The organism is Streptomyces sp. CBMA29 (assembly GCF_014596445.1).
Taxonomy (GTDB): domain Bacteria; phylum Actinomycetota; class Actinomycetes; order Streptomycetales; family Streptomycetaceae; genus Actinacidiphila.
Window position 1 is genome coordinate 1 of record NZ_MECL01000236.1, and the last position, 17,242, is coordinate 17,242.

Below are 17,242 nucleotides of genomic sequence, written 5' to 3' on the forward strand. Positions count from 1 at the left end.
GGTCGGTCTCGTAGAGCCGGGCGGTCCAGAAGTCCAGCGAGGCGCCGGGCAGGACGGCGAGCCCGAGCGCCGCGCTCGCGGCGAATCCGGCGGCGGCGCGGGCCGCCTCCCGGCGGCGGCCGGTGAGCGCGAGGTGCACGGCCAGCAGCGCGGGCGTGATCTTGACGCCCGCCGCGAGACCCAGCGCGAATCCCTTGCCGCGCGCGCCCTCGGGACGGGTGAGGTCCCACAGGACGAGGACGGCGACGGCGAGGTTGATCTGCCCGAAGATCACCGTCTGGAAGACGGGTTCGAGCCAGAGCGCGCCCGCGGTGCCGAGCAGGACGGGCGCCGCGTACCGCCGGGACCGTACGGCGTCGGCGGCGGCGGTGATGGTGGTGGTGGCGGTCCTGGCGCTCGCGGCCAGGCGCAGGGAGAGGTGGACGAGCGCGGCCAGCAGGGCCAGATTGGCGGCGACGCAGGCCGCGCGGGCGGCGGACAGCGGGAGCCGGGCGACCGGGGTGAAGAGCAGGGCCGCGAAGGGCGGGTACGTGGCGGGCAGCCGCCAGCGCGTGACGCGGAATCCGTAGAGGTCCCGGCCGCCGAGGACGGCGGCGCCTTCGGCGCGGTAGACCTGAAGGTCGGCCATCGGGACCGGGCGGCGGAGCCACCAGGCCGCGAAGAGGGCGAGGGAGAGCGCGAGCGCGGCGAGCGCCAGCGCGGTGGCGCCGGAAAAGCGGGCGCTACGGGGACGGCGGGGGTCGGCGGGACGGTCGGCGGGACGCGCCGGGCCGAGCGCGGGAGCGGTCACCGCGGCGACAGTAGTGGACCTGCCCGCCGGTGATCGTCAACGCGGCGCGGGGCCGCCGCTCAGTAGCGCTTGCCCTCGTTGCCCAGCAGCACCACTTCGACAGCCGTGACGGCGAAGACACGGACCGCGCGCAGCGTGCTTCCCAGCAGGTGACGGGGGTGATCGGGGCGGGCACCGAGAGCGGTGCCGCCGTGGACGGTGGGACCTGGGGTAACGGTGGTGGTGGTCATGAATCCACCGTACGAAATCAGGCATACGGCCTACGTCGGGCTCAGGGCGTAACTCTCACGCTCCGTGTCCGACTCTGGTCTGACACCGGACCCTGACCCGGGTATCAGGGTCACCCCTGAGGCCCTACGACCTGCGGCGGCCCCGGACCCCCGATCCCTTGCGCCGCCGCGCCCCGCCGCGCCCCGTCCCACCGGCCGCACCCCGCCGCACCCCGCCGCGCCCCGCCGCTCCGGCCGCACCTGAAATTCATTCGCGGCTCCCCGCGCGGACGCGTATGATCGCCGGTCTTGCCGCCTCCCCACGGGAGCGCCGCCGGCCGGACGGAAACCGGTCGGCTCGTCGCCTCGCCGACGACCCCCTCGCGTACGCACTCGTATCAGCCGGAGGCAAAGCCGTGCCCTCGCACGTCCCGACCCAGGGCAGCAGCCCCAGCCCGCAGGACCGCACCGACCACTCCCCCGACCCGCTCGGCAGGGAACGCTCCCACCTCGCCTCGTCCCGTACCGCGCTGCGCGCCATGCGGCACGACGTCGAGTCGCTCGACATCACAGACGTGACGGGCAACTGGGTCAACGCCAAGATCCTCGCCGCCGAGATGGACGACCGCATCAAGGCGCTCTCCGACCTCGCCGACACCCCGCTCTTCTTCGGCCGCCTCGACTATCTGCACGCGCCCGGCACGGACCTGGCCGAGGGCGCAGCCGGCGAGCAGTTCTATATCGGCCGCCGCCATGTGCACGACGCGGACGGCGACCCGATGGTGATCGACTGGCGCGCGCCGGTCTCGCAGCCCTTCTACCAGGCGTCGCGCCGCACGCCGATGGACGTACGGCTGCGCCGCAGGTTCGGCTACACCGGCGGGGACCTGACCGCGTACGAGGACGAGTACCTGACCGACCCGCCGGAGGGCGCGGACCCGGCGGACGGTTCCGGCACGTCGAGCAAGCTGCTCCAGAGCGAGATCGAACGGCCCCGCGTCGGCCCCATGCGCGACATCGTCGCCACCATCCAGCCCGAGCAGGACGAGATCGTCCGCGCCGACATCACCGGCAGCGTCTGTGTGCAGGGCGCGCCCGGCACCGGAAAGACCGCCGTCGGCCTGCACCGGGTCGCGTATCTGCTGTACGCGCACCGCGAGCGGCTGGCGCGGACCGGCACGCTGGTGATCGGGCCGAACCGGTCCTTCCTCCAGTACATCGAGCAAGTGCTGCCCGCGCTGGGCGAGTTGCAGGTCAAGCAGGCCACCGTGGACGACCTGGTGGCCCGTGTCGAGGTGCGCGGCGCCGACTCGGCGGCGGCGGCCACGGTCAAGGGCGACGCGCGGATGGCGGAGGTGCTGCGACGGGCGGTGCGGTCCGGCATCCGGATGCCCGCCGAGCCGGTGATGGTGGTGCGCGGCTCGCGGCGCTGGCGGGTCCCGGCGTACGAACTAGAGGAGATCGTCAAGGAGTTGGCGGCCCGCGACATCCGGTACGGCGCCGCGCACGACGCGCTGCCGCAGCGGATCGCGCACGTCGTCCTCGTACAGATGGAGCGCTCCGGCGAGGCGCCGGACGACCGCGTACAGGACGCGGTGGCGCGGACTCCCGCCGTGAAGGCGGCCGTCAAAGCCTGCTGGCCCGCGGTCGATCCGGCCAAGACGGTGCTGCGGCTGCTGTCGGACCCGGAGTTCCTGGCCGAGGCGGCGGACGGGGTGCTGGACGCGGAGGAGCAGAAGACGATCCTGTGGGCGAAGCCCGCGCGCGGGCTGGCGTCGGCCAAGTGGTCAGCCGCCGACGCGGTGTTGATCGACGAGGCGTACGACCTCGTGCAGCGGACGTCGTCGCTCGGGCATGTGGTGCTGGACGAGGCGCAGGACCTGTCGCCGATGCAGTACCGCGCGGTGGGGCGGCGCTGCTCGACCGGGTCCGCGACCGTGCTCGGCGACCTCGCGCAGGGCACCACGCCCTGGGCCACCGGCTCGTGGGCCGAGGCGCTGGGCCATCTCGGCAAACCGGACGCCCGCGTCGAGGAGTTGACGGCCGGTTTCCGTGTGCCGCGCGAGGTGATCGCGTACGCCACGCGGCTGCTGCCGCAGATCGCGCCGGGCCTCGCGCCCGCCACGTCCGTCCGTGAGGCGGCCGGCACGATGTCGGTACGGGCCGTCGCCGCCGACGCGTTGGACGCGGCCGTGCTCGCGGCCTGCGACGCGGCGCTCCGGCACGAGGGGTCCGTCGGCCTGATCGCCGCCGACCCGCGGATTCCCGTACTGGCCACGGCACTTGACGCCGCCGGAATCCGGTACGTCTCCCCCGGTGAGGAGACCTCCGCCGAGGCCCGCGTCACGCTGGTGCCCGCGTCCCTGGCCAAGGGCCTGGAGTACGACTACGTCGTGCTCGACGAGCCCTCGGGCATCGTGGCCGCCGAGCCCGACGTCCGCACCGGTCTGCGGCGCCTGTACGTCTGTCTCACCCGCGCCGTCTCCGGCCTCACGGTGCTGCACACCGCGCCGCTCCCCGAGGCCCTGACCTCGGCCTAGCTCCGTCCGGCTCCGCGCTACGCCTGCTCGATGCGGAAGAAGTTGCCCGCCGGATCACGTACGGCGCCGTCCCGTACTCCCCACGGCTGGCTGGCGGGCTCCTGGAGCACCTCGGCCCCCGCCGCCCCCGCGACGGCCTCGAACGTCGCGTCGAGGTCGTCGCTGCGGAAGTGCAGCGGCCGCAGCTCGCCCTTGGCCAGCAGCGCCGCCAGCGTGTCCCCGTCCTCCTTCGACCGCCCCGCGTGCGGCTGGGACAGCACGATCTGGATCTCCGGCTGGCTCTTCGTCGTCAGCGTGATCCACCGGAACCCGTCGTGCTCCACCTCATTGCGCACGGTGAGGCCGAGCGTGTCCCGGTAGAAGACGAGGGCGGCGTCGGGGTCGTCGACGAAGACGTGCACGGCACTGATGGAAACGGTCATACGGCCGATGCTAGGGCCTGTCCGGCGGATTCCCCGGAGACCGGGCGCGCCCCAGCGTTCCCGGGAGACCGGGCGCGCCCCGGCGGCGACGTATACGTGGTCCGGCACCGCGCGCGTGGGCGGCACCGGGGACACCTGCCCCCTACGGCCGCGTAGCGGTATCGGCACCGGCCGCCGAGCCGCCCGTTTTGCGGGGGCGGGTGACCAGCATTACCTGGCAGCCGGGGACGACCTCCAAGTCGCTGTGGTCGCGGGCGCGGTAGGCGCTGGGGGTCTCGCCGACGATCTGGGTGAAGCGGGCGGAGAAGGAGCCGAGGCTGGTGCAGCCGACGGCGAAGCAGGCGTCGGTGACGCTTGTGTCGCCGCGCCGCAGGAGTGCTGTGGCGCGCTCGATGCGGCGGGTCATGAGGTAGGAGTAGGGCGTCTCGCCGTAGGCCGCGCGGAATTGGCGGCTGAAGTGGCCGGTGGACATCAGCGCGGTGCGGGCCAGGGCGGGGACGTCGAGCGGCTGGGCGTACTCGCGGTCCATCCGGTCGCGGGCACGCCGAAGGAGCCGCAGCTCGTCCAGGTCCATGACGCTCATGGCTCCATTGTGGCGCGGGGGTCCGACAACTGCCGTCACTCGCCCCGGCCCGGCGGGACGGCCGCGCCTCAGGAGACCGCGACCGGGGTGTCCAGGGCGGTGCGCCAGCGGGCGACGGCGCGGACGTCGACCGGGGAGGCCCAGCCCGCGGGGCGCACGGCGCCGCCGACGTGGAAGCCGTCGAGCCCGGCGCCGCGCAGGTGCGGCACGTGGTCGAGGAGCAGTCCGCCGCCGACGAGGAGTCGGGGCTCGTACCCCGGCTCGCCGGTGCGCGCGGCCTCGTCGCAGAGCACGGAGAGCCCGGCGGTCACGCCGTCCGCGGCGCCCGCGGTGAGGTAGGTGTCGAGGCCGGGGAGCCCGGCGAGCTGGAGGCGGAGCGCGTCGCGGTCGGCGGCGCGGTCGATCGCCCGGTGGAAGGTCCAGCGGCAGCCGTCGATGACGTCGACGAGCGCGTGCACGGCGTCGAGGTCGGCGCGCCCGCCGCCGTCGAGGAAGCCGAGGACGAACTCGTCGGCCCCCTCGGACCGCAGGGACTGCGCGGCGGCGCACAGGGCGTCGAGGTCGCGCGCGTCACCCGCGCTGAATCCGTCGGACAGCCGCAGCATCACGCGCAGCGGGATGTCGACGGCCGCCCTGATCGCCGCGAAGGTGGCGCGTGAGGGGGTGAGTCCGTCCGCGGCCATGTCGGTGACCAGTTCGAGGCGGTCCGCGCCGCCGTCCCGGGCCGCTACGGCATCGTCCGCGCCGAGGGCGATCACCTCGAAGATTGGTCTAGACATATGAGCAAGGGTGCCACATGCGTCACTCCCGCGCGAGACGTGTAGCGCACAATTACCGGCATGCCTTTGACGCCCGCCGCCCCCCACCCCCGCTACGACGCCCTGCTCGCGGAGTGGTGCGACCTGCTGCGCCGCTGCCAGGAGCCGACAGCGGACGACGCGCCCGCCCCCGATCCCGCACCGTACGGCGCCGATCTGCTCGGCCGCTGGGCCGAACCGCAGCGGCGTTACCACACGCTGGACCATCTCCAGGCGGTCCTGGACCACGCCACCGAACTGACCGCGTACGCCGTCGATCCGGACGCGGTGGCCCTCGCCGCCTGGTTCCACGACGCGGTCTACCGCCCCGACCGCTCGGAGAACGAGGAGCGCAGCGCCCACCTCGCCGAACGCGCGCTGCCCGAGGCGGGCGTGGCCGCCGACCGCACCGCCGAGGTGGCCCGCCTGGTGCGCCTGACGGTCACCCACGACCCGGCCGAGGGCGACCACGACGGCGAGGTCCTCTGCGACGCCGACCTCGCCGTCCTGGCCGGCGACCCCGCCGCCTACGCGGCCTACGCCGCCGCCGTCCGCTCCGAGTACGCCTTCGTCCCCGACGACGCCTTCCGCACCGGCCGCGCCGCCGTCCTGCGCCAACTCCTCGCCCTCCCCGCCCTGTTCCGCACCTCTTACGGCAAGGACCAGTGGGAACGCACGGCCCGCCGCAATCTGACGACGGAGCTGGAACTGCTCACGGCCTGACCGCGCTCAGGGCCTGACGTATTTGCGCTGCCGCAGGCCCGCCGCCGTCAGCAGCCGGACGATCTCCTTGCTGCCGGTCTCGATCGCGCCCAGGGCGACCGCGGCGGCGTAACTCTCGGAGGGGATGTCGTAGTGGTCGCGTTCGAAGGCGCGGGACGGGGCGCCGAGCCGGGCGGCGAAGGCGTGCAGTTCGGCGTAGGAGACGTCGCTGACCAGGTGAGACCACTGGCGGCCGTGGCCCGGCCAGGTCGGCGGGTCGATGTAGAGGGTCATCCGCGGTCCACGGGGGCCAGGGCGCCGACGGGGGCGACGACGGCGCCGCGGGCCTCGCAGACCCAGTGCGGGTCGGGGCCGAGTTCGGGCTCGACGGCCAGGGCGTGCGGGTCGTCGCAGTCCGGGCACAGCGGCCAGCGGCCGTAGTGTTCGAGCAGGGCGTCCTGGACGTCCTGGGCGAGCAGCCCGGGGATGTACTCCGCGCCGTCCGGCCACTGCTCCAGCCACCAGCGGCGCTTGCTGACAGCGTCCTCGACCAGCGAGACGATGTCGGCCTCCGCGACACCGCGGGCGCTGAGGTCGGACAGCACGAGAGCGCGGGCACCATGCAGCACGGTTTCACCTTCCATCCCTCCATTGTCGCAAGCCCGGCGGACGCGGACGCCGTGATCGTCGGGTGCCTTGACGTACGGCCGTCTCTGAAAATACCTTTCAGAAGGTGACCTATAGCGTGAAGGAAACTTTCTCCCCGAGCGTCCGCGCCCTCCGCGGCGTGTCCGGCGCGCCCGTCCTCCCCGTCACGCCCCCCGATCCGGGGGCCCTCGCCGCCAAGGTCCGCACCCTCGCGCCGTCGATGACCCGGTCCATGCACCGGGTCGCCGAAGCCGTCGCGGGCGATCCGGCGGGCTGCGCCCATCTGACCGTCACGGCGCTCGCGGTGCATACCGGCACCAGCGAGGCGACCGTCGTCCGCACCGCCCGGCTGCTGGGCTACCCCGGCTACCGCGACCTGCGGCTGGCGCTGGCCGCGCTCGCCGCCCAGCAGGCCACCGGAGCGCCGCCCGCCGTCACCGCCGACATCGCCGTCGACGACCCGCTCGCCGACGTGGTCACCAAGCTGGCCATGGAGGAGCAGCAGACCCTCGCCGACACCGCCGCCCAGCTCGACATGGGCCAACTGGAGGCCGCCGTCGCCGCGTTGGCCGCCGCCCGGCGGACCGACGTCTACGGGATAGCCGCGTCCGCGCTGGTCGGCCAGGACCTGGCGCAGAAGCTGCTGCGGATCGGCCTGATCGCGCACGCGCACGCCGACCCGCACCTGGCGGTCACCAACGCCGTCCAGCTCAAGCCGGGCGATGTGGCGCTGGCCATCACGCACTCGGGCAGTACGCACGACGTCATCGAGCCGCTGCGGGCCGCGTTCGACCGGGGGGCGACGACCATCGCCATCACCGGCCGGGCGGACGGCGCGGTCACGCAGTACGCCGATCTGGTCCTGACCACGTCCACCTCCCGCGAGAGCGAGCTGCGGCCCGCCGCGATGTCCAGTCGTACGAGCCAGCTCCTCGTCGTCGACTGTCTGTTCATCGGCGTCGCGCAGCGCACCTACGAGACCGCGGCCCCGGCGCTGTCCGCCTCGTACGAAGCGCTCGCGCACCGGCACAGTCCCCGTTCGGGCCGCGCCTGACGGCCGGTCCGTACCACTCCACGACCCCCACAGCAGAAGGATGAACGAGCCGCATATGTCGCACTACACCGAGCTGCGCCGCGAGCTGGAGACCCTCACCACCGAGGCGTTCCGGCCCGAGCTCGCCGAGATCGACCGGATGCCCACCCTGGAGATCGCGCGGACCATGAACGGTGAGGACGCCACCGTTCCGGCCGCGGTCGCCGGGCAGTTGCCCGTGATCGCCGCCGCCATCGACGGGATCGCCGCCCGGATGGAACGCGGCGGACGGCTGATCTACGCGGGCGCCGGTACGGCGGGCAGGCTCGGCGTGCTCGACGCGAGCGAGTGCCCGCCGACCTTCAACACCACGCCGGGACGCGAGGTGCTCGGACTGATCGCGGGCGGCCCGTCCGCGATGATCACCTCCATCGAGGGCGCGGAGGACAGCAAGGAGCTGGCCGCCGCCGACCTCGCCGCGCTCGGACTGACCCCGGCCGACAGCGTCGTCGGCGTCTCCGCCTCCGGGCGCACTCCCTACGCGGTCGGCGCGGTGGAGTACGCGCGCGCCGCGGGGGCGCTCACCGTGGGCCTGTCCTGCAACGCGGACTCGCCGCTCGCGGCGGCGGCCGACCACGGCATCGAGGTCGTCGTCGGGCCCGAACTGATCGCCGGTTCCACCCGGTTGAAGTCCGGCACCGCGCAGAAGCTCGTGCTCAACATGCTCTCGACCATCACGATGATCCGGCTCGGCAAGACGTACGGGAACCTCATGGTCGACGTGCGGGCCTCCAACGAGAAGCTGCGGGCGCGCTCGCGGCGGATCGTCGCGCTGGCCACCGGCGCGGACGAGGAGGCGATCGAGGACGCGCTGACCGCCACCGACGGCGAGGTCAAGCACGCCATCTTGACGCTGCTCGCCCATGTGGACGCGGCCACGGCGGCCCGGCTGCTGACGGAGTCGGGCGGCCACCTGCGGCAGGCGCTGGAGGCCGCGCCGAAGTAGCCGCGCGGGAGCGGGAGTTCACTGACGCTTGGCGGACTCGGCCGCCATCAGCACCGAAGCCAGCCATTCGCCGTCGAAGAGGGTGGCGTCCGCCAGACGGTGGGCGCCGCCGTACGCGTTGAGCATCGTCTTGGCGGCGCGCAGCGCGGCCGGGGAGCGGCGGAGCATCGGCCGCGCCCACTGGTCGACGGCGGCGTCCAACTCGGCCTCGGGCACGGCCTTGTGGAGGACGGACAGCTCGACGGCCCTGGCCGCGCCGAACGCCTCGCCGGTGAGGACGAGTTCGCGGATACGGGCGGCGCCCACCTCGTTGAGCAGCCGGGGCAGGATGCCGCCCCAGGCGGGCGGCAGGCCCAACGCCAGCTCGGGCAGCCGGAACCGGCTGGTGTCGGCGCCGACCCGCAGGTCGCAGAACATCGCGAGCGCCACGCCCGCGCCGATCACGTCGCCGTGCACCCGCGCGACGGTGACGGCGCCGAGCGTGGCGAGCGCCTCGCACACCTGCCGCGCCTTGTTGCCCATGGTGCGCAGGCCGGACCCCGTGGGGTCGGCGGCCAGCGACTCGGCGAATTCCGCGCGGTCGCCGCCGAGGCAGAAGTGCTCGCCGGCGCCGGAGAGTTCGAGCACCCGTATGCCGGGGTGGTCCTGCACCGAGCGCAGCACGGCCAGCAGTTCCTCCAGGACCGGGCCGGTGACGGCGTTCCCGGTCTCCGGGGTGTTCAGCCGTACGCGCAGCAGCGCTCCTTCCTGGCTGACGCGCAGGACCTTGAAGTAGTTCATCATGCTGTCGTTCGCCACCGGTTCTCTCGGACGGTCGTGCCGTGTACGGCCTACAGGTCTCTGGGGCCCGCCTGTTCGGGTACGCGGGCGGACGCGGAGTCGGACACCGTCAGTGTCGTCATCCGCCGGAAGGCGACCCTCGGCGCCCACTGGGGGTCGCGGTGGACGCTCAGTCCCGGCAGCTTCCTGAGCAGCGCGGTCAGCAGCGCGGTGGCCTCCATCCTGGCCAGCGGGGCGCCGACGCAGTAGTGGATGCCGCCGCCGAAGCTGAGGTGGCCGACCTTGCGGCGGATGTCGAAGATGTGCGGGTCGGCGTACTGCGCGGGGTCGTGGTTGGCGGCGGCGAGCATCAGGTGGACGGTCTCGTCCTTGGGCACGTCGATGCCCGCGAGCGTCATGTCGTCGCCCGCGACCCGCGTCACGACGTGTATCGGCGGGTCGTAGCGCAGCACCTCCTCGACCGCGCCGGGGATGTCCTGCGGGTGGGCGCGCAGCCAGCCCATCTGGCGGGGGTGCTCGGCGATCAGCCACGCCATGGTGGACAGCAGGTTGGAGGTGGTCTCCAGGGCGGCGAGCACCACCAGGAGCGCGAGGTAGTAGACGGCCTCGTCTGCGCGGTCACGGTCAGGCTCCAGTTCGTCCCAGGTGCGCAGCCACTGCGAGACCGGGTCGTCCCCCGGCGACCTGCGCCTTTCGCGCACCAGCGCGGCGAAGTACTGGTGCAGTGTCACGGTGGCTTCGTCGGAGATCGCGAGCTGGCTCGGGGTGGGCAGCAGCTCCTGGGTGAACACCTGGGCGTGGGTCAAGTCCCGCAAAAGAGGGAAGTCAGCGGGAGGCAAACCCATCCACTCCCCTATCGTGCGCACCGGCAGCTCCTCGCTCACCAGTGACACAAAATCAGCCACTCCGTCACGCAGGTGTTCCGCGAGCCGGCCGACCAGACGATCCGTTGTCTTTTCCACCGATATCCGAATGTCACCGAGCGCCCTCCGGTCGAACATATTTCCGACCGAGCGGCGCATCATTGTGTGATGCGGTGGATTGAGCCGGACCAGAGTCTGGCCGATCTGCCGTGAGGAAGGCGCGCTCCAGCGCGTTCCCTGGCCTTGCCTGGCGGCCCATTCGTTGTCGGTCACACGCCAGGCCCGGTCCCTCAGCACCTGGTCGCTGAGGCCGAACGACGTGATCAGGTGGCCACCCCAGGGCGCCGGGACGACATCCCCCATCGAGCGAAGCTCGTCGTAAAGAGGCAGCGGACTTTCCTGTCCGCCGGGCTTACGGAGTCGGGAAAAAAGTGATACAACTCTTCGCCGGTCGGTGGGGGCGACCGAATACGGTGTGACCATGGCGGCAATTCTCCTTGGTCCTCAATGCCAGGCCGGATTGACCTGTCGTGCATACCCCGGGCATGAGATGCGTATCCGATCGGACACTGCTCGTAATTGTGTCAAGCGTCACACCGTCAGCGATGATTTCCGGTCAGGTGCGTTCATTATCGAAACCGGCCGACCGTAAAGCCACGGTCGGCCGGTTTTCGACTTGTGCGCCGGCGCGATTTACGCCTTACGCCTTGAGCCAGTTGAGGAACGAGCTCCAGCGGCTGGCCGCCTTCGGCTTGCCCTGCGCGTGCTCGGCCGGGGTCGGGGCCGCCTGGTTCTCCTGCGCGCGGACCGGCTGCCGCGCCGGGGTGAACCGGGCGGGCAGCGAGGTGAGCGCGCGGTGGAAGGGGCCCGGACGCCAGGTCAGGCTCTCCACCGGCACCGCCAGGTCGATGTCCGGCAGCGTGTTGAGTAGCTTCTCGATGGCCCGCAGCGAGATCAGCGTGGCCGGGTCCTTGGCCGGGCAGACATGCGGACCCGCGCCCCAGCCCAGGTGCGCCCGCTTGCTCATCGTCTGGCCGCCGCCGCCCAGGCTCGGGTCGGTGTTGGCCGCCGCGTAACTGATCACCACGGGGTCGCCCGCCCGCAGCGTGATCCCGGCGAGGTCCACGTCGTGCACCGGGTAGTGCACGCCGTAGTTGGCCATCGGCGGGTAGTTCCACAGCACGTCGTTGAGCGCGTCCTCGACCAGCAGGCCCGCCATGTGCTGGCTGTCGGCGTACTTGTCGTCGGACAGCAGCAGCCGCAGCGCGCTGGAGATCATGTTCTGCACCGGCTCGGTACCCGCGGCGATCATCGGGAAGAGCTGGTGGATCATCTCCTCGGTGGTCAGCGCGGAGCGGTGCTGCATCATCCAGGAGGTGATGTCCTCGCCCGGCGTGGTCCGCTTCAGCTCGACCAGTTCGACCAGCGCCCCGGTCAGCACCTCCAGCGACTTCTCGACATCGATGCCGTCGAAGATGCCGGAGATCCCGAACACCAGCCGGTTGCCGATGTCCTCGGTGCAGCCGAACAGGTCGTTGAAGACCAGCAGCGGCACCTGCTGCGCGTAGTCGGCGACCAGGTCGGCCCGCCCCTTGGCGCTGAACTGGCTGATCAGATACGAGGCGACCTGGTCGACGTGCCGGCTCAGCCGGTGCGAGTCGACCATGGCCAGGCTGTCGGTCGCCGCCTGCCGCAGCCGCATGTGCTCGGCGCCGTCGGAGAACAGCAGATTCGGCCGGTAGGCCATCATCCCCATCACCGGGCTGTCCGCCGGTATCTGACCCTCGTTCATCGCGCGCCAGCGGCGCGAGTCGCGGGCGAAGACGCCCGGGTTCTGGAGGACCCGCAGCGCCTCGGTGTAGTCCGTGACGAGTTCGGCCTCCACGCCCGGCGCCAGCTCCACCGGAGCGCTCGGGCCGAACTGCCGCATGTAGGAGTAGAACGCCTCCGGAGCGGCGGCGAACTCCGGGCCGTACAGCGGCACGCTCTGGCCGCTGTCGTGCGCGGGGCAGCCGGGCGGCGGGGCCTGGAAGTCCGGAGGGGTCTGCATGCCTGTGCTCCTCGTTGAAATACCTGAGCTGCCTGAACTGCCTGCGGTGCCCTACGAGTGCCGGGAGGGCACTAGTTGAGGCGAGATTGCAAATACTCCACCAGAGCGATCAGTGAGCCCGCCGATGACCGCTCGTCGCGTGCGTCGCACGAGACCACGGGGGTCTCGGGAAGCAGATCCAGCGCCTCGCGCACCTCTTCGAGCGAGTGCGGGGGCGCACTGTCGAAGCGGTTCACGGCGATGGCGTACGGCAGACCGTGCCGCTCCACGAGGTCCATCACGGGGAAGGACTCCTGGAGCCGCTGCGGGTCGACCAGCACGAGCGCGCCGAGCGCGCCGCGCGAGAGGTCCTCCCACAGCCGCACGAACCGCTGCTGGCCCGGCGTACCGAACATGTACAGCACCAGTTCGTCGCTGAGGGTCAGCCGGCCGAAGTCCATCGCGACCGTGGTGGTGGTCTTGTTGGGCGCGCCCCTGAGGTCGTCGATGTCCGCGCTGGCCTGCGTCATCACTTCCTCGGTGCGCAGCGGCGGGATCTCCGACATGGTGCCGATGAACGTCGTCTTGCCCACGGCGAAGTGCCCGACCACGAGGATCTTGGCGACCGTCCGTACCGAACTGGGCAGATAGACGTTGTCGCGCGGCGTCTGGGGAGCACTGTCCCTATCCGAAGCGAGCCCGGAGCCCATGCAGCACCTCCTCCAGCAGTTCCCTCTCGACCAACTGCGCGCGGGGAACGGGTGCCCGCGCGAGCAGATACCCCTCCTCCACCAGATCCGACAGAAGGATCTTGACCACGCCCATCGGCAGCCCGGTGTGCGCGGCGATCTCCGCGACCGCGAGATAACCGCCGGAGCACAGTTCCATCACCCGCAGCTTCTCGGGATCAAGGACCCTTGTCCGGGGCGCGTTCTCGGATACGGCGACCAGTGTGATCATCGTGAAGCCGCCGTCGACCGGAAGCTCGCGGCCGTTGGTGATCACATACGGACGTACTAATTCAGTGGCTTCTAACTCCAGCTCCGGTTCGCCCGTCAATTGACGTCAGCGTTCTCGCGAGGAGGTGTGGTCAGCACCTTGCCGAGCTGGCCGACGAGCTGCTGCATCCGGAAGGTGATCTCCGCGAGGTCCGCGTCCGGGGACGCGGAGACCGCGAGATAGGCCCCTTCACCTGCCGAGATGAGGAAGACCCAGCCGTGGTCGAACTCCACCAGGGTCTGCCGCCACTCCTGGCGGGCGTCGTCGCCGCCGACGAAGTCGGACACCGTACGGCTCAGCGACTGCATGCCGCTCATCGCCGCCGCGACGGTGTCGGCGTGGTCCCTGCCGACCTCGTTGGAGCGGGCCATCAGCAGGCCGTCGGCCGACACCAGGATCGCGTGCCGGGCCTCGGGCACCTCAAGGGCGCTGTCGAGCATCCACGACAGATCTCTTCCGGTCATTGGGCTCATTGGGCGTCCTGCCCTTCGCTGCTCGCGCCGATGGAACGGCGGCCGGACTGAGTGCCCCGCTGGAACGCGCCCATGCGGGAGGCGACTTCGTGGCTGTCGCGCACCGGCTCGGGCGCCCGCTCGGCTCTGTCACCGGCTCTGTCACCGGTTCTGTCACCGGCTCTGTCGTCGGACCGCTCCTCGGCTGTGGGCACGATCGAGATCGGGTGCCGGAAGCGCCGCCGCTTGGGCAGGCCGCCGAAGGTGGTGGCGGGCACCACCGGCTCGGGCGCGCTCTGCTCCACCGGCTCGGACGCTTCACCCACGACGGGAGTCTCCTCGGGCTCGATGGTGGTGGTGAGGAGTTCGTCGGGGAGCAGCAGTACGGCGCGCACTCCGCCGTACGGCGAGGTGGAATCCACCGAGACGCTGAATCCGTAACGGTTGGCGAGTACGCCGATCACCGCGAAACCGAATTGCGGCGGATTTCCGAGGCCGGAAACACCCGGAGTGCTCTGGCCGGTGAGGAGTTCTCCCGCCAGCGTCTTCTCTTCGTCGCTCATGCCGACACCCGCGTCGTCGACGACGATGCAGACGCCCTTGGGCACGGGCTGGATATTGATTTCGATGGACGTTTCAGGGGCCGAATAACTCGTGGCGTTGTCGAGCAGTTCGGAAAGGGCGAGCGCGACCGGTTCGACCGCGCGGCTCACCACCGCGAAATTGCTCTGCGAACGGATTTCCACGCGCGTGAAATGCCGGATGCGGCCCTTGGCGCTGCGGACCACGTCGTAGACGGACGCCGCGTTCTTGCGGCGGCCGAGCCAGCCGTCGCAGAGCACGGCTATGGACTGGGCGCGCCGGGTGAACTGCGCGTTGCCGTGGTCCACGTCCAACAGGCCCTGGAGCGCCGCGTGCTCGCCGTTCTCGCGCTGGAGCTTGGCGATGGCGACCTGCTGCTCGCCCGCCAGACCCTGAAGGGTCCGCATGGCGGCCTTGAGCACGCTCTTGGTGCCCTCCTCGGCCCGGCGTCTGGCCTCATCCACGATCTGCTCGCGGCCGACTTCGAGGGAGGCGCGGCGCGCCGACTGCTCGGCGAGCGCGGCACGGAGCTTCGCATTAGTTTTCCGGCTGAGCGCAATCGCGGTCGCGGCGACAGGAGTACCTGCGATCAGGCCCCAAAGTGCTGGATCATGTAAGTAGGACGTCATGAGGCTCTCTTCAGGCGAGGGGCCGCCATTTGCGGAATCTCTTTCAAATCCGAACAAAAATGCGGAACACTTGCGCATGACACTTGCCAAGCAATGAGAGCCTAGCAGCAGGTTTGACCCCGGTACCCCCCGTACTTGCGCTGCTACCGGCATCTGACGGTAATTCAAAATTGCCCCGTTTTGGGACAGTCTCGGTGAATTGTTCCGAACAATGCGGCGCACACAAAGACGGCACCCCCCGGGTGACCGGGGGGTGCCGTCGTGCGGTCCTGCTGATCCGGGCTCGCGCCCCGTGGATCAGAAGTCCATGTCACCGCCGGGCATGCCGCCCGGAGCGCCGCCGGGGGCGGCCTTCTCCGGCTTGTCGGCGATGACGGCCTCGGTGGTGAGGAACAGCGCGGCGATGGAGGCCGCGTTCTGGAGCGCGGAGCGCGTGACCTTCGCCGGGTCGATGATGCCCTCGGCGATCATGTCGACGTACTCACCGGTCGCGGCGTTGAGGCCGTGGCCGACGGGCAGGTTGCGCACCTTCTCGACGATGACGCCGCCTTCGAGACCACCGTTGACGGCGATCTGCTTCAGCGGGGCCTCCAGCGCGAGCTTCACGGCGTTGGCACCGGTCGCCTCGTCGCCTTCGAGCTCCAGCTTCTCGAAGACCGCGGTCGCCTGGAGCAGGGCCACGCCGCCACCGGCGACGATGCCCTCTTCCACGGCGGCCTTCGCGTTGCGCACCGCGTCCTCGATGCGGTGCTTGCGCTCCTTGAGCTCGACCTCGGTGGCGGCGCCGGCCTTGATGACGGCCACGCCGCCGGCCAGCTTCGCCAGGCGCTCCTGGAGCTTCTCGCGGTCGTAGTCCGAGTCGCTGTTGTCGATCTCGGCGCGGATCTGGTTGACCCGCCCGGCGACCTGGTCGCTGTCACCGGCACCGTCGACGATGGTGGTCTCGTCCTTGGTGATGACGACGGTACGGGCGCGGCCGAGCAGGTCCAGGCCCGCGTTCTCCAGCTTGAGGCCGACCTCTTCGGAGATGACGGTGCCACCGGTGAGGATGGCGATGTCGCCGAGCATGGCCTTGCGACGGTCACCGAAGCCGGGCGCCTTGACGGCGACGGACTTGAAGGTGCCGCGGATCTTGTTGACCACCAGGGTGGACAGGGCCTCGCCCTCGACGTCCTCGGCGATGATCAGCAGCGGCTTGCCGGACTGCATGACCTTCTCCAGCAGCGGGAGCAGGTCCTTCACCGAGGAGATCTTGGAGTTGACGATCAGGATGTACGGGTCGTCGAGCGACGCCTCCATACGCTCCAGGTCGGTCGCGAAGTAGGCGGAGATGAAGCCCTTGTCGAAGCGCATGCCCTCGGTGAGCTCGAGCTCGAGCCCGAAGGTCTGCGACTCCTCGACGGTGATGACGCCTTCCTTGCCGACCTTGTCCATGGCCTCGGCGATCAGCTCGCCGATCTGGGTGTCGGCGGCGGAGATGGAGGCGGTCGAAGCGATCTGCTCCTTGGTCTCCACGTCCTTGGCCTGCTCCAGCAGAGCGGCGGAGACGGCCTCGACGGCCTTCTCGATGCCGCGCTTGAGGGCCATCGGGTTGGCGCCGGCCGCGACGTTGCGCAGACCTTCCTTGACCAGGGCCTGGGCCAGGACGGTCGCGGTGGTGGTGCCGTCACCCGCGACGTCGTCGGTCTTCTTCGCGACCTCCTTGACCAGCTCCGCGCCGATCTTCTCGTACGGGTCCTCGAGCTCGATCTCCTTGGCGATGGACACACCATCGTTGGTGATCGTGGGGGCGCCCCACTTCTTCTCGAGGACGACGTTGCGGCCCTTCGGGCCGAGGGTGACCTTGACGGCGTCGGCGAGCTGGTTCATCCCGCGCTCGAGACCGCGCCGTGCCTCCTCGTCGAACGCGATGATCTTTGCCATGTGAAGTGTCCTCCGCGGACTGGGGTTCCCCCACCGGAGCAGGGGGCGACGGCTCGGACCGTGTGGTGCCCGCGACGGACGGCCGACCTGGTCGCCGGTTCCTTCCCGGCGGCCTGGCGGGCCTCACCGACCCGGTCCTTCAGCACTCTCACTAGGAGAGTGCTAACGCCAATGATTAGCACTCGACCCCATCGAGTGCAAGCGCCTGTGGACAACTCCGGTGGCCGGCCAGGGACGCACGAAGGGCCCGTCCCC

19 protein-coding genes are annotated in these 17,242 nt (G+C 71.0%); 4 read left to right on the forward strand and 15 right to left on the reverse strand.

What is annotated here, in order from left to right:
* A partial coding sequence (locus tag BGM09_RS32720; protein ID WP_317452982.1) for a glycosyltransferase 87 family protein occupies positions 1 to 790 on the reverse strand: 790 nt, incomplete at its 3' end.
* 59 nt (positions 791 to 849) lie between these two features.
* Positions 850 to 1,020, reverse strand: coding sequence for a hypothetical protein (locus tag BGM09_RS32725; RefSeq protein ID WP_188285366.1), 171 nt, complete (start codon positions 1,018 to 1,020; stop codon positions 850 to 852).
* A gap of 395 nt (positions 1,021 to 1,415) precedes the next feature.
* Here BGM09_RS32725 and BGM09_RS32730 point away from each other — a divergent pair, with 395 nt between their 5' ends.
* Positions 1,416 to 3,539 carry an AAA family ATPase gene (locus tag BGM09_RS32730; RefSeq protein WP_317452983.1) on the forward strand — a complete coding sequence of 708 codons (2,124 nt, stop codon included), beginning with the start codon at positions 1,416 to 1,418 and terminating at the stop codon, positions 3,537 to 3,539.
* A gap of 17 nt (positions 3,540 to 3,556) precedes the next feature.
* Here the strand turns inward: BGM09_RS32730 and BGM09_RS32735 are convergent, their stop codons facing one another.
* From BGM09_RS32735 to BGM09_RS32745, 3 genes are all read right to left on the reverse strand, one after another.
* Positions 3,557 to 3,961, reverse strand: coding sequence for a VOC family protein (locus tag BGM09_RS32735; RefSeq protein WP_188285367.1), 405 nt, complete (start codon positions 3,959 to 3,961; stop codon positions 3,557 to 3,559).
* Positions 3,962 to 4,103: 142 nt separating this feature from the next.
* Entirely contained in the window at positions 4,104 to 4,535 is a 432-nt protein-coding gene (locus BGM09_RS32740; RefSeq protein ID WP_188285390.1) for a helix-turn-helix transcriptional regulator, read from the reverse strand.
* A 77-nt stretch (positions 4,536 to 4,612) separates the two neighbouring features.
* A complete protein-coding gene (locus BGM09_RS32745; RefSeq protein WP_188285368.1) occupies positions 4,613 to 5,323 on the reverse strand; it encodes a copper homeostasis protein CutC in 711 nt (236 codons plus the stop codon).
* 60 nt (positions 5,324 to 5,383) lie between these two features.
* On the opposite strand from BGM09_RS32745, the gene BGM09_RS32750 reads away from it, so the two are divergent.
* Positions 5,384 to 6,064 (forward strand): hypothetical protein, encoded by a 681-nt coding sequence (locus BGM09_RS32750; RefSeq protein ID WP_188285369.1) that lies wholly within the window; start codon positions 5,384 to 5,386, stop codon positions 6,062 to 6,064.
* Positions 6,065 to 6,070: 6 nt separating this feature from the next.
* Here the strand turns inward: BGM09_RS32750 and BGM09_RS32755 are convergent, their stop codons facing one another.
* On the reverse strand, positions 6,071 to 6,337 hold the full coding sequence (locus BGM09_RS32755; protein ID WP_188285370.1) for a DUF4031 domain-containing protein: 267 nt from the start codon (positions 6,335 to 6,337) through the stop codon (positions 6,071 to 6,073).
* Entirely contained in the window at positions 6,334 to 6,687 is a 354-nt protein-coding gene (locus BGM09_RS32760; RefSeq protein ID WP_188285371.1) for a hypothetical protein, read from the reverse strand. Before BGM09_RS32760 ends, BGM09_RS32755 begins: the two co-directional genes overlap by 4 nt.
* Before the next feature lie 89 nt (positions 6,688 to 6,776).
* Between BGM09_RS32760 and BGM09_RS32765 the strand changes: the two genes are divergently transcribed.
* Together BGM09_RS32765 and murQ are read left to right on the forward strand one after the other, a co-directional pair.
* Positions 6,777 to 7,745: a MurR/RpiR family transcriptional regulator gene (locus tag BGM09_RS32765; protein ID WP_411158392.1), complete on the forward strand. Its 969-nt coding sequence runs from the start codon at positions 6,777 to 6,779 to the stop codon at positions 7,743 to 7,745.
* Between the two features lie 40 nt (positions 7,746 to 7,785).
* The gene (gene murQ, locus BGM09_RS32770) at positions 7,786 to 8,730 is read left to right on the forward strand and encodes an N-acetylmuramic acid 6-phosphate etherase (RefSeq protein ID WP_223187929.1); all 945 of its coding nucleotides are present in this window, start codon (positions 7,786 to 7,788) and stop codon (positions 8,728 to 8,730) included.
* A gap of 18 nt (positions 8,731 to 8,748) precedes the next feature.
* Here the strand turns inward: murQ and BGM09_RS32775 are convergent, their stop codons facing one another.
* The 8 genes from BGM09_RS32775 to groL all read right to left on the reverse strand — a co-directional run bounded on the left by BGM09_RS32775 (position 8,749) and on the right by groL (position 16,987).
* The gene (locus BGM09_RS32775; RefSeq protein WP_188285393.1) at positions 8,749 to 9,513 is read right to left on the reverse strand and encodes an enoyl-CoA hydratase/isomerase family protein; all 765 of its coding nucleotides are present in this window, start codon (positions 9,511 to 9,513) and stop codon (positions 8,749 to 8,751) included.
* 47 nt (positions 9,514 to 9,560) lie between these two features.
* Positions 9,561 to 10,316 carry a cytochrome P450 gene (locus tag BGM09_RS39040; RefSeq protein WP_317452984.1) on the reverse strand — a complete coding sequence of 252 codons (756 nt, stop codon included), beginning with the start codon at positions 10,314 to 10,316 and terminating at the stop codon, positions 9,561 to 9,563.
* Positions 10,317 to 11,073: 757 nt separating this feature from the next.
* Entirely contained in the window at positions 11,074 to 12,423 is a 1,350-nt protein-coding gene (locus BGM09_RS32785; RefSeq protein WP_188285373.1) for a cytochrome P450, read from the reverse strand.
* A gap of 71 nt (positions 12,424 to 12,494) precedes the next feature.
* The gene (locus BGM09_RS32790) at positions 12,495 to 13,112 is read right to left on the reverse strand and encodes a GTP-binding protein (protein ID WP_188285374.1); all 618 of its coding nucleotides are present in this window, start codon (positions 13,110 to 13,112) and stop codon (positions 12,495 to 12,497) included.
* A complete protein-coding gene (locus tag BGM09_RS32795; protein WP_188285375.1) occupies positions 13,087 to 13,461 on the reverse strand; it encodes a DUF742 domain-containing protein in 375 nt (124 codons plus the stop codon). Before BGM09_RS32795 ends, BGM09_RS32790 begins: the two co-directional genes overlap by 26 nt.
* Entirely contained in the window at positions 13,458 to 13,865 is a 408-nt protein-coding gene (locus BGM09_RS32800; protein ID WP_188285376.1) for a roadblock/LC7 domain-containing protein, read from the reverse strand. The genes BGM09_RS32795 and BGM09_RS32800 overlap by 4 nt, the downstream gene beginning before the upstream one ends.
* Positions 13,866 to 13,870: 5 nt before the next feature.
* Complete coding sequence (locus tag BGM09_RS32805) at positions 13,871 to 15,064, reverse strand: ATP-binding protein (protein WP_188285377.1); 1,194 nt, start codon at positions 15,062 to 15,064, stop codon at positions 13,871 to 13,873.
* A 297-nt stretch (positions 15,065 to 15,361) separates the two neighbouring features.
* Positions 15,362 to 16,987, reverse strand: a complete 1,626-nt coding sequence (groL, locus tag BGM09_RS32810) for a chaperonin GroEL (protein ID WP_188285378.1) — start codon at positions 16,985 to 16,987, stop codon at positions 15,362 to 15,364.
* Positions 16,988 to 17,242 lie beyond the last annotated feature (255 nt).

Bases quoted from the DNA above. Each gene is read 5' to 3' on its own strand.
- BGM09_RS32725 (WP_188285366.1), bottom strand. From the start codon at position 1,020: ATGACCACCACCACCGTTACCCCAGGTCCCACCGTCCACGGCGGCACC.
- BGM09_RS32735 (WP_188285367.1), bottom strand. From the start codon at position 3,961: ATGACCGTTTCCATCAGTGCCGTGCACGTCTTCGTCGACGACCCCGAC.
- BGM09_RS32740 (WP_188285390.1), bottom strand. From the start codon at position 4,535: ATGGACCTGGACGAGCTGCGGCTCCTTCGGCGTGCCCGCGACCGGATG.
- BGM09_RS32745 (WP_188285368.1), bottom strand. From the start codon at position 5,323: ATGTCTAGACCAATCTTCGAGGTGATCGCCCTCGGCGCGGACGATGCC.
- BGM09_RS32750 (WP_188285369.1), top strand. From the start codon at position 5,384: ATGCCTTTGACGCCCGCCGCCCCCCACCCCCGCTACGACGCCCTGCTC.
- BGM09_RS32755 (WP_188285370.1), bottom strand. From the start codon at position 6,337: ATGACCCTCTACATCGACCCGCCGACCTGGCCGGGCCACGGCCGCCAG.
- BGM09_RS32760 (WP_188285371.1), bottom strand. From the start codon at position 6,687: ATGGAAGGTGAAACCGTGCTGCATGGTGCCCGCGCTCTCGTGCTGTCC.
- murQ (WP_223187929.1), top strand. From the start codon at position 7,786: ATGAACGAGCCGCATATGTCGCACTACACCGAGCTGCGCCGCGAGCTG.
- BGM09_RS32775 (WP_188285393.1), bottom strand. From the start codon at position 9,513: ATGATGAACTACTTCAAGGTCCTGCGCGTCAGCCAGGAAGGAGCGCTG.
- BGM09_RS32785 (WP_188285373.1), bottom strand. From the start codon at position 12,423: ATGCAGACCCCTCCGGACTTCCAGGCCCCGCCGCCCGGCTGCCCCGCG.
- BGM09_RS32790 (WP_188285374.1), bottom strand. From the start codon at position 13,112: ATGGGCTCCGGGCTCGCTTCGGATAGGGACAGTGCTCCCCAGACGCCG.
- BGM09_RS32800 (WP_188285376.1), bottom strand. From the start codon at position 13,865: ATGACCGGAAGAGATCTGTCGTGGATGCTCGACAGCGCCCTTGAGGTG.
- BGM09_RS32805 (WP_188285377.1), bottom strand. From the start codon at position 15,064: ATGACGTCCTACTTACATGATCCAGCACTTTGGGGCCTGATCGCAGGT.
- groL (WP_188285378.1), bottom strand. From the start codon at position 16,987: ATGGCAAAGATCATCGCGTTCGACGAGGAGGCACGGCGCGGTCTCGAG.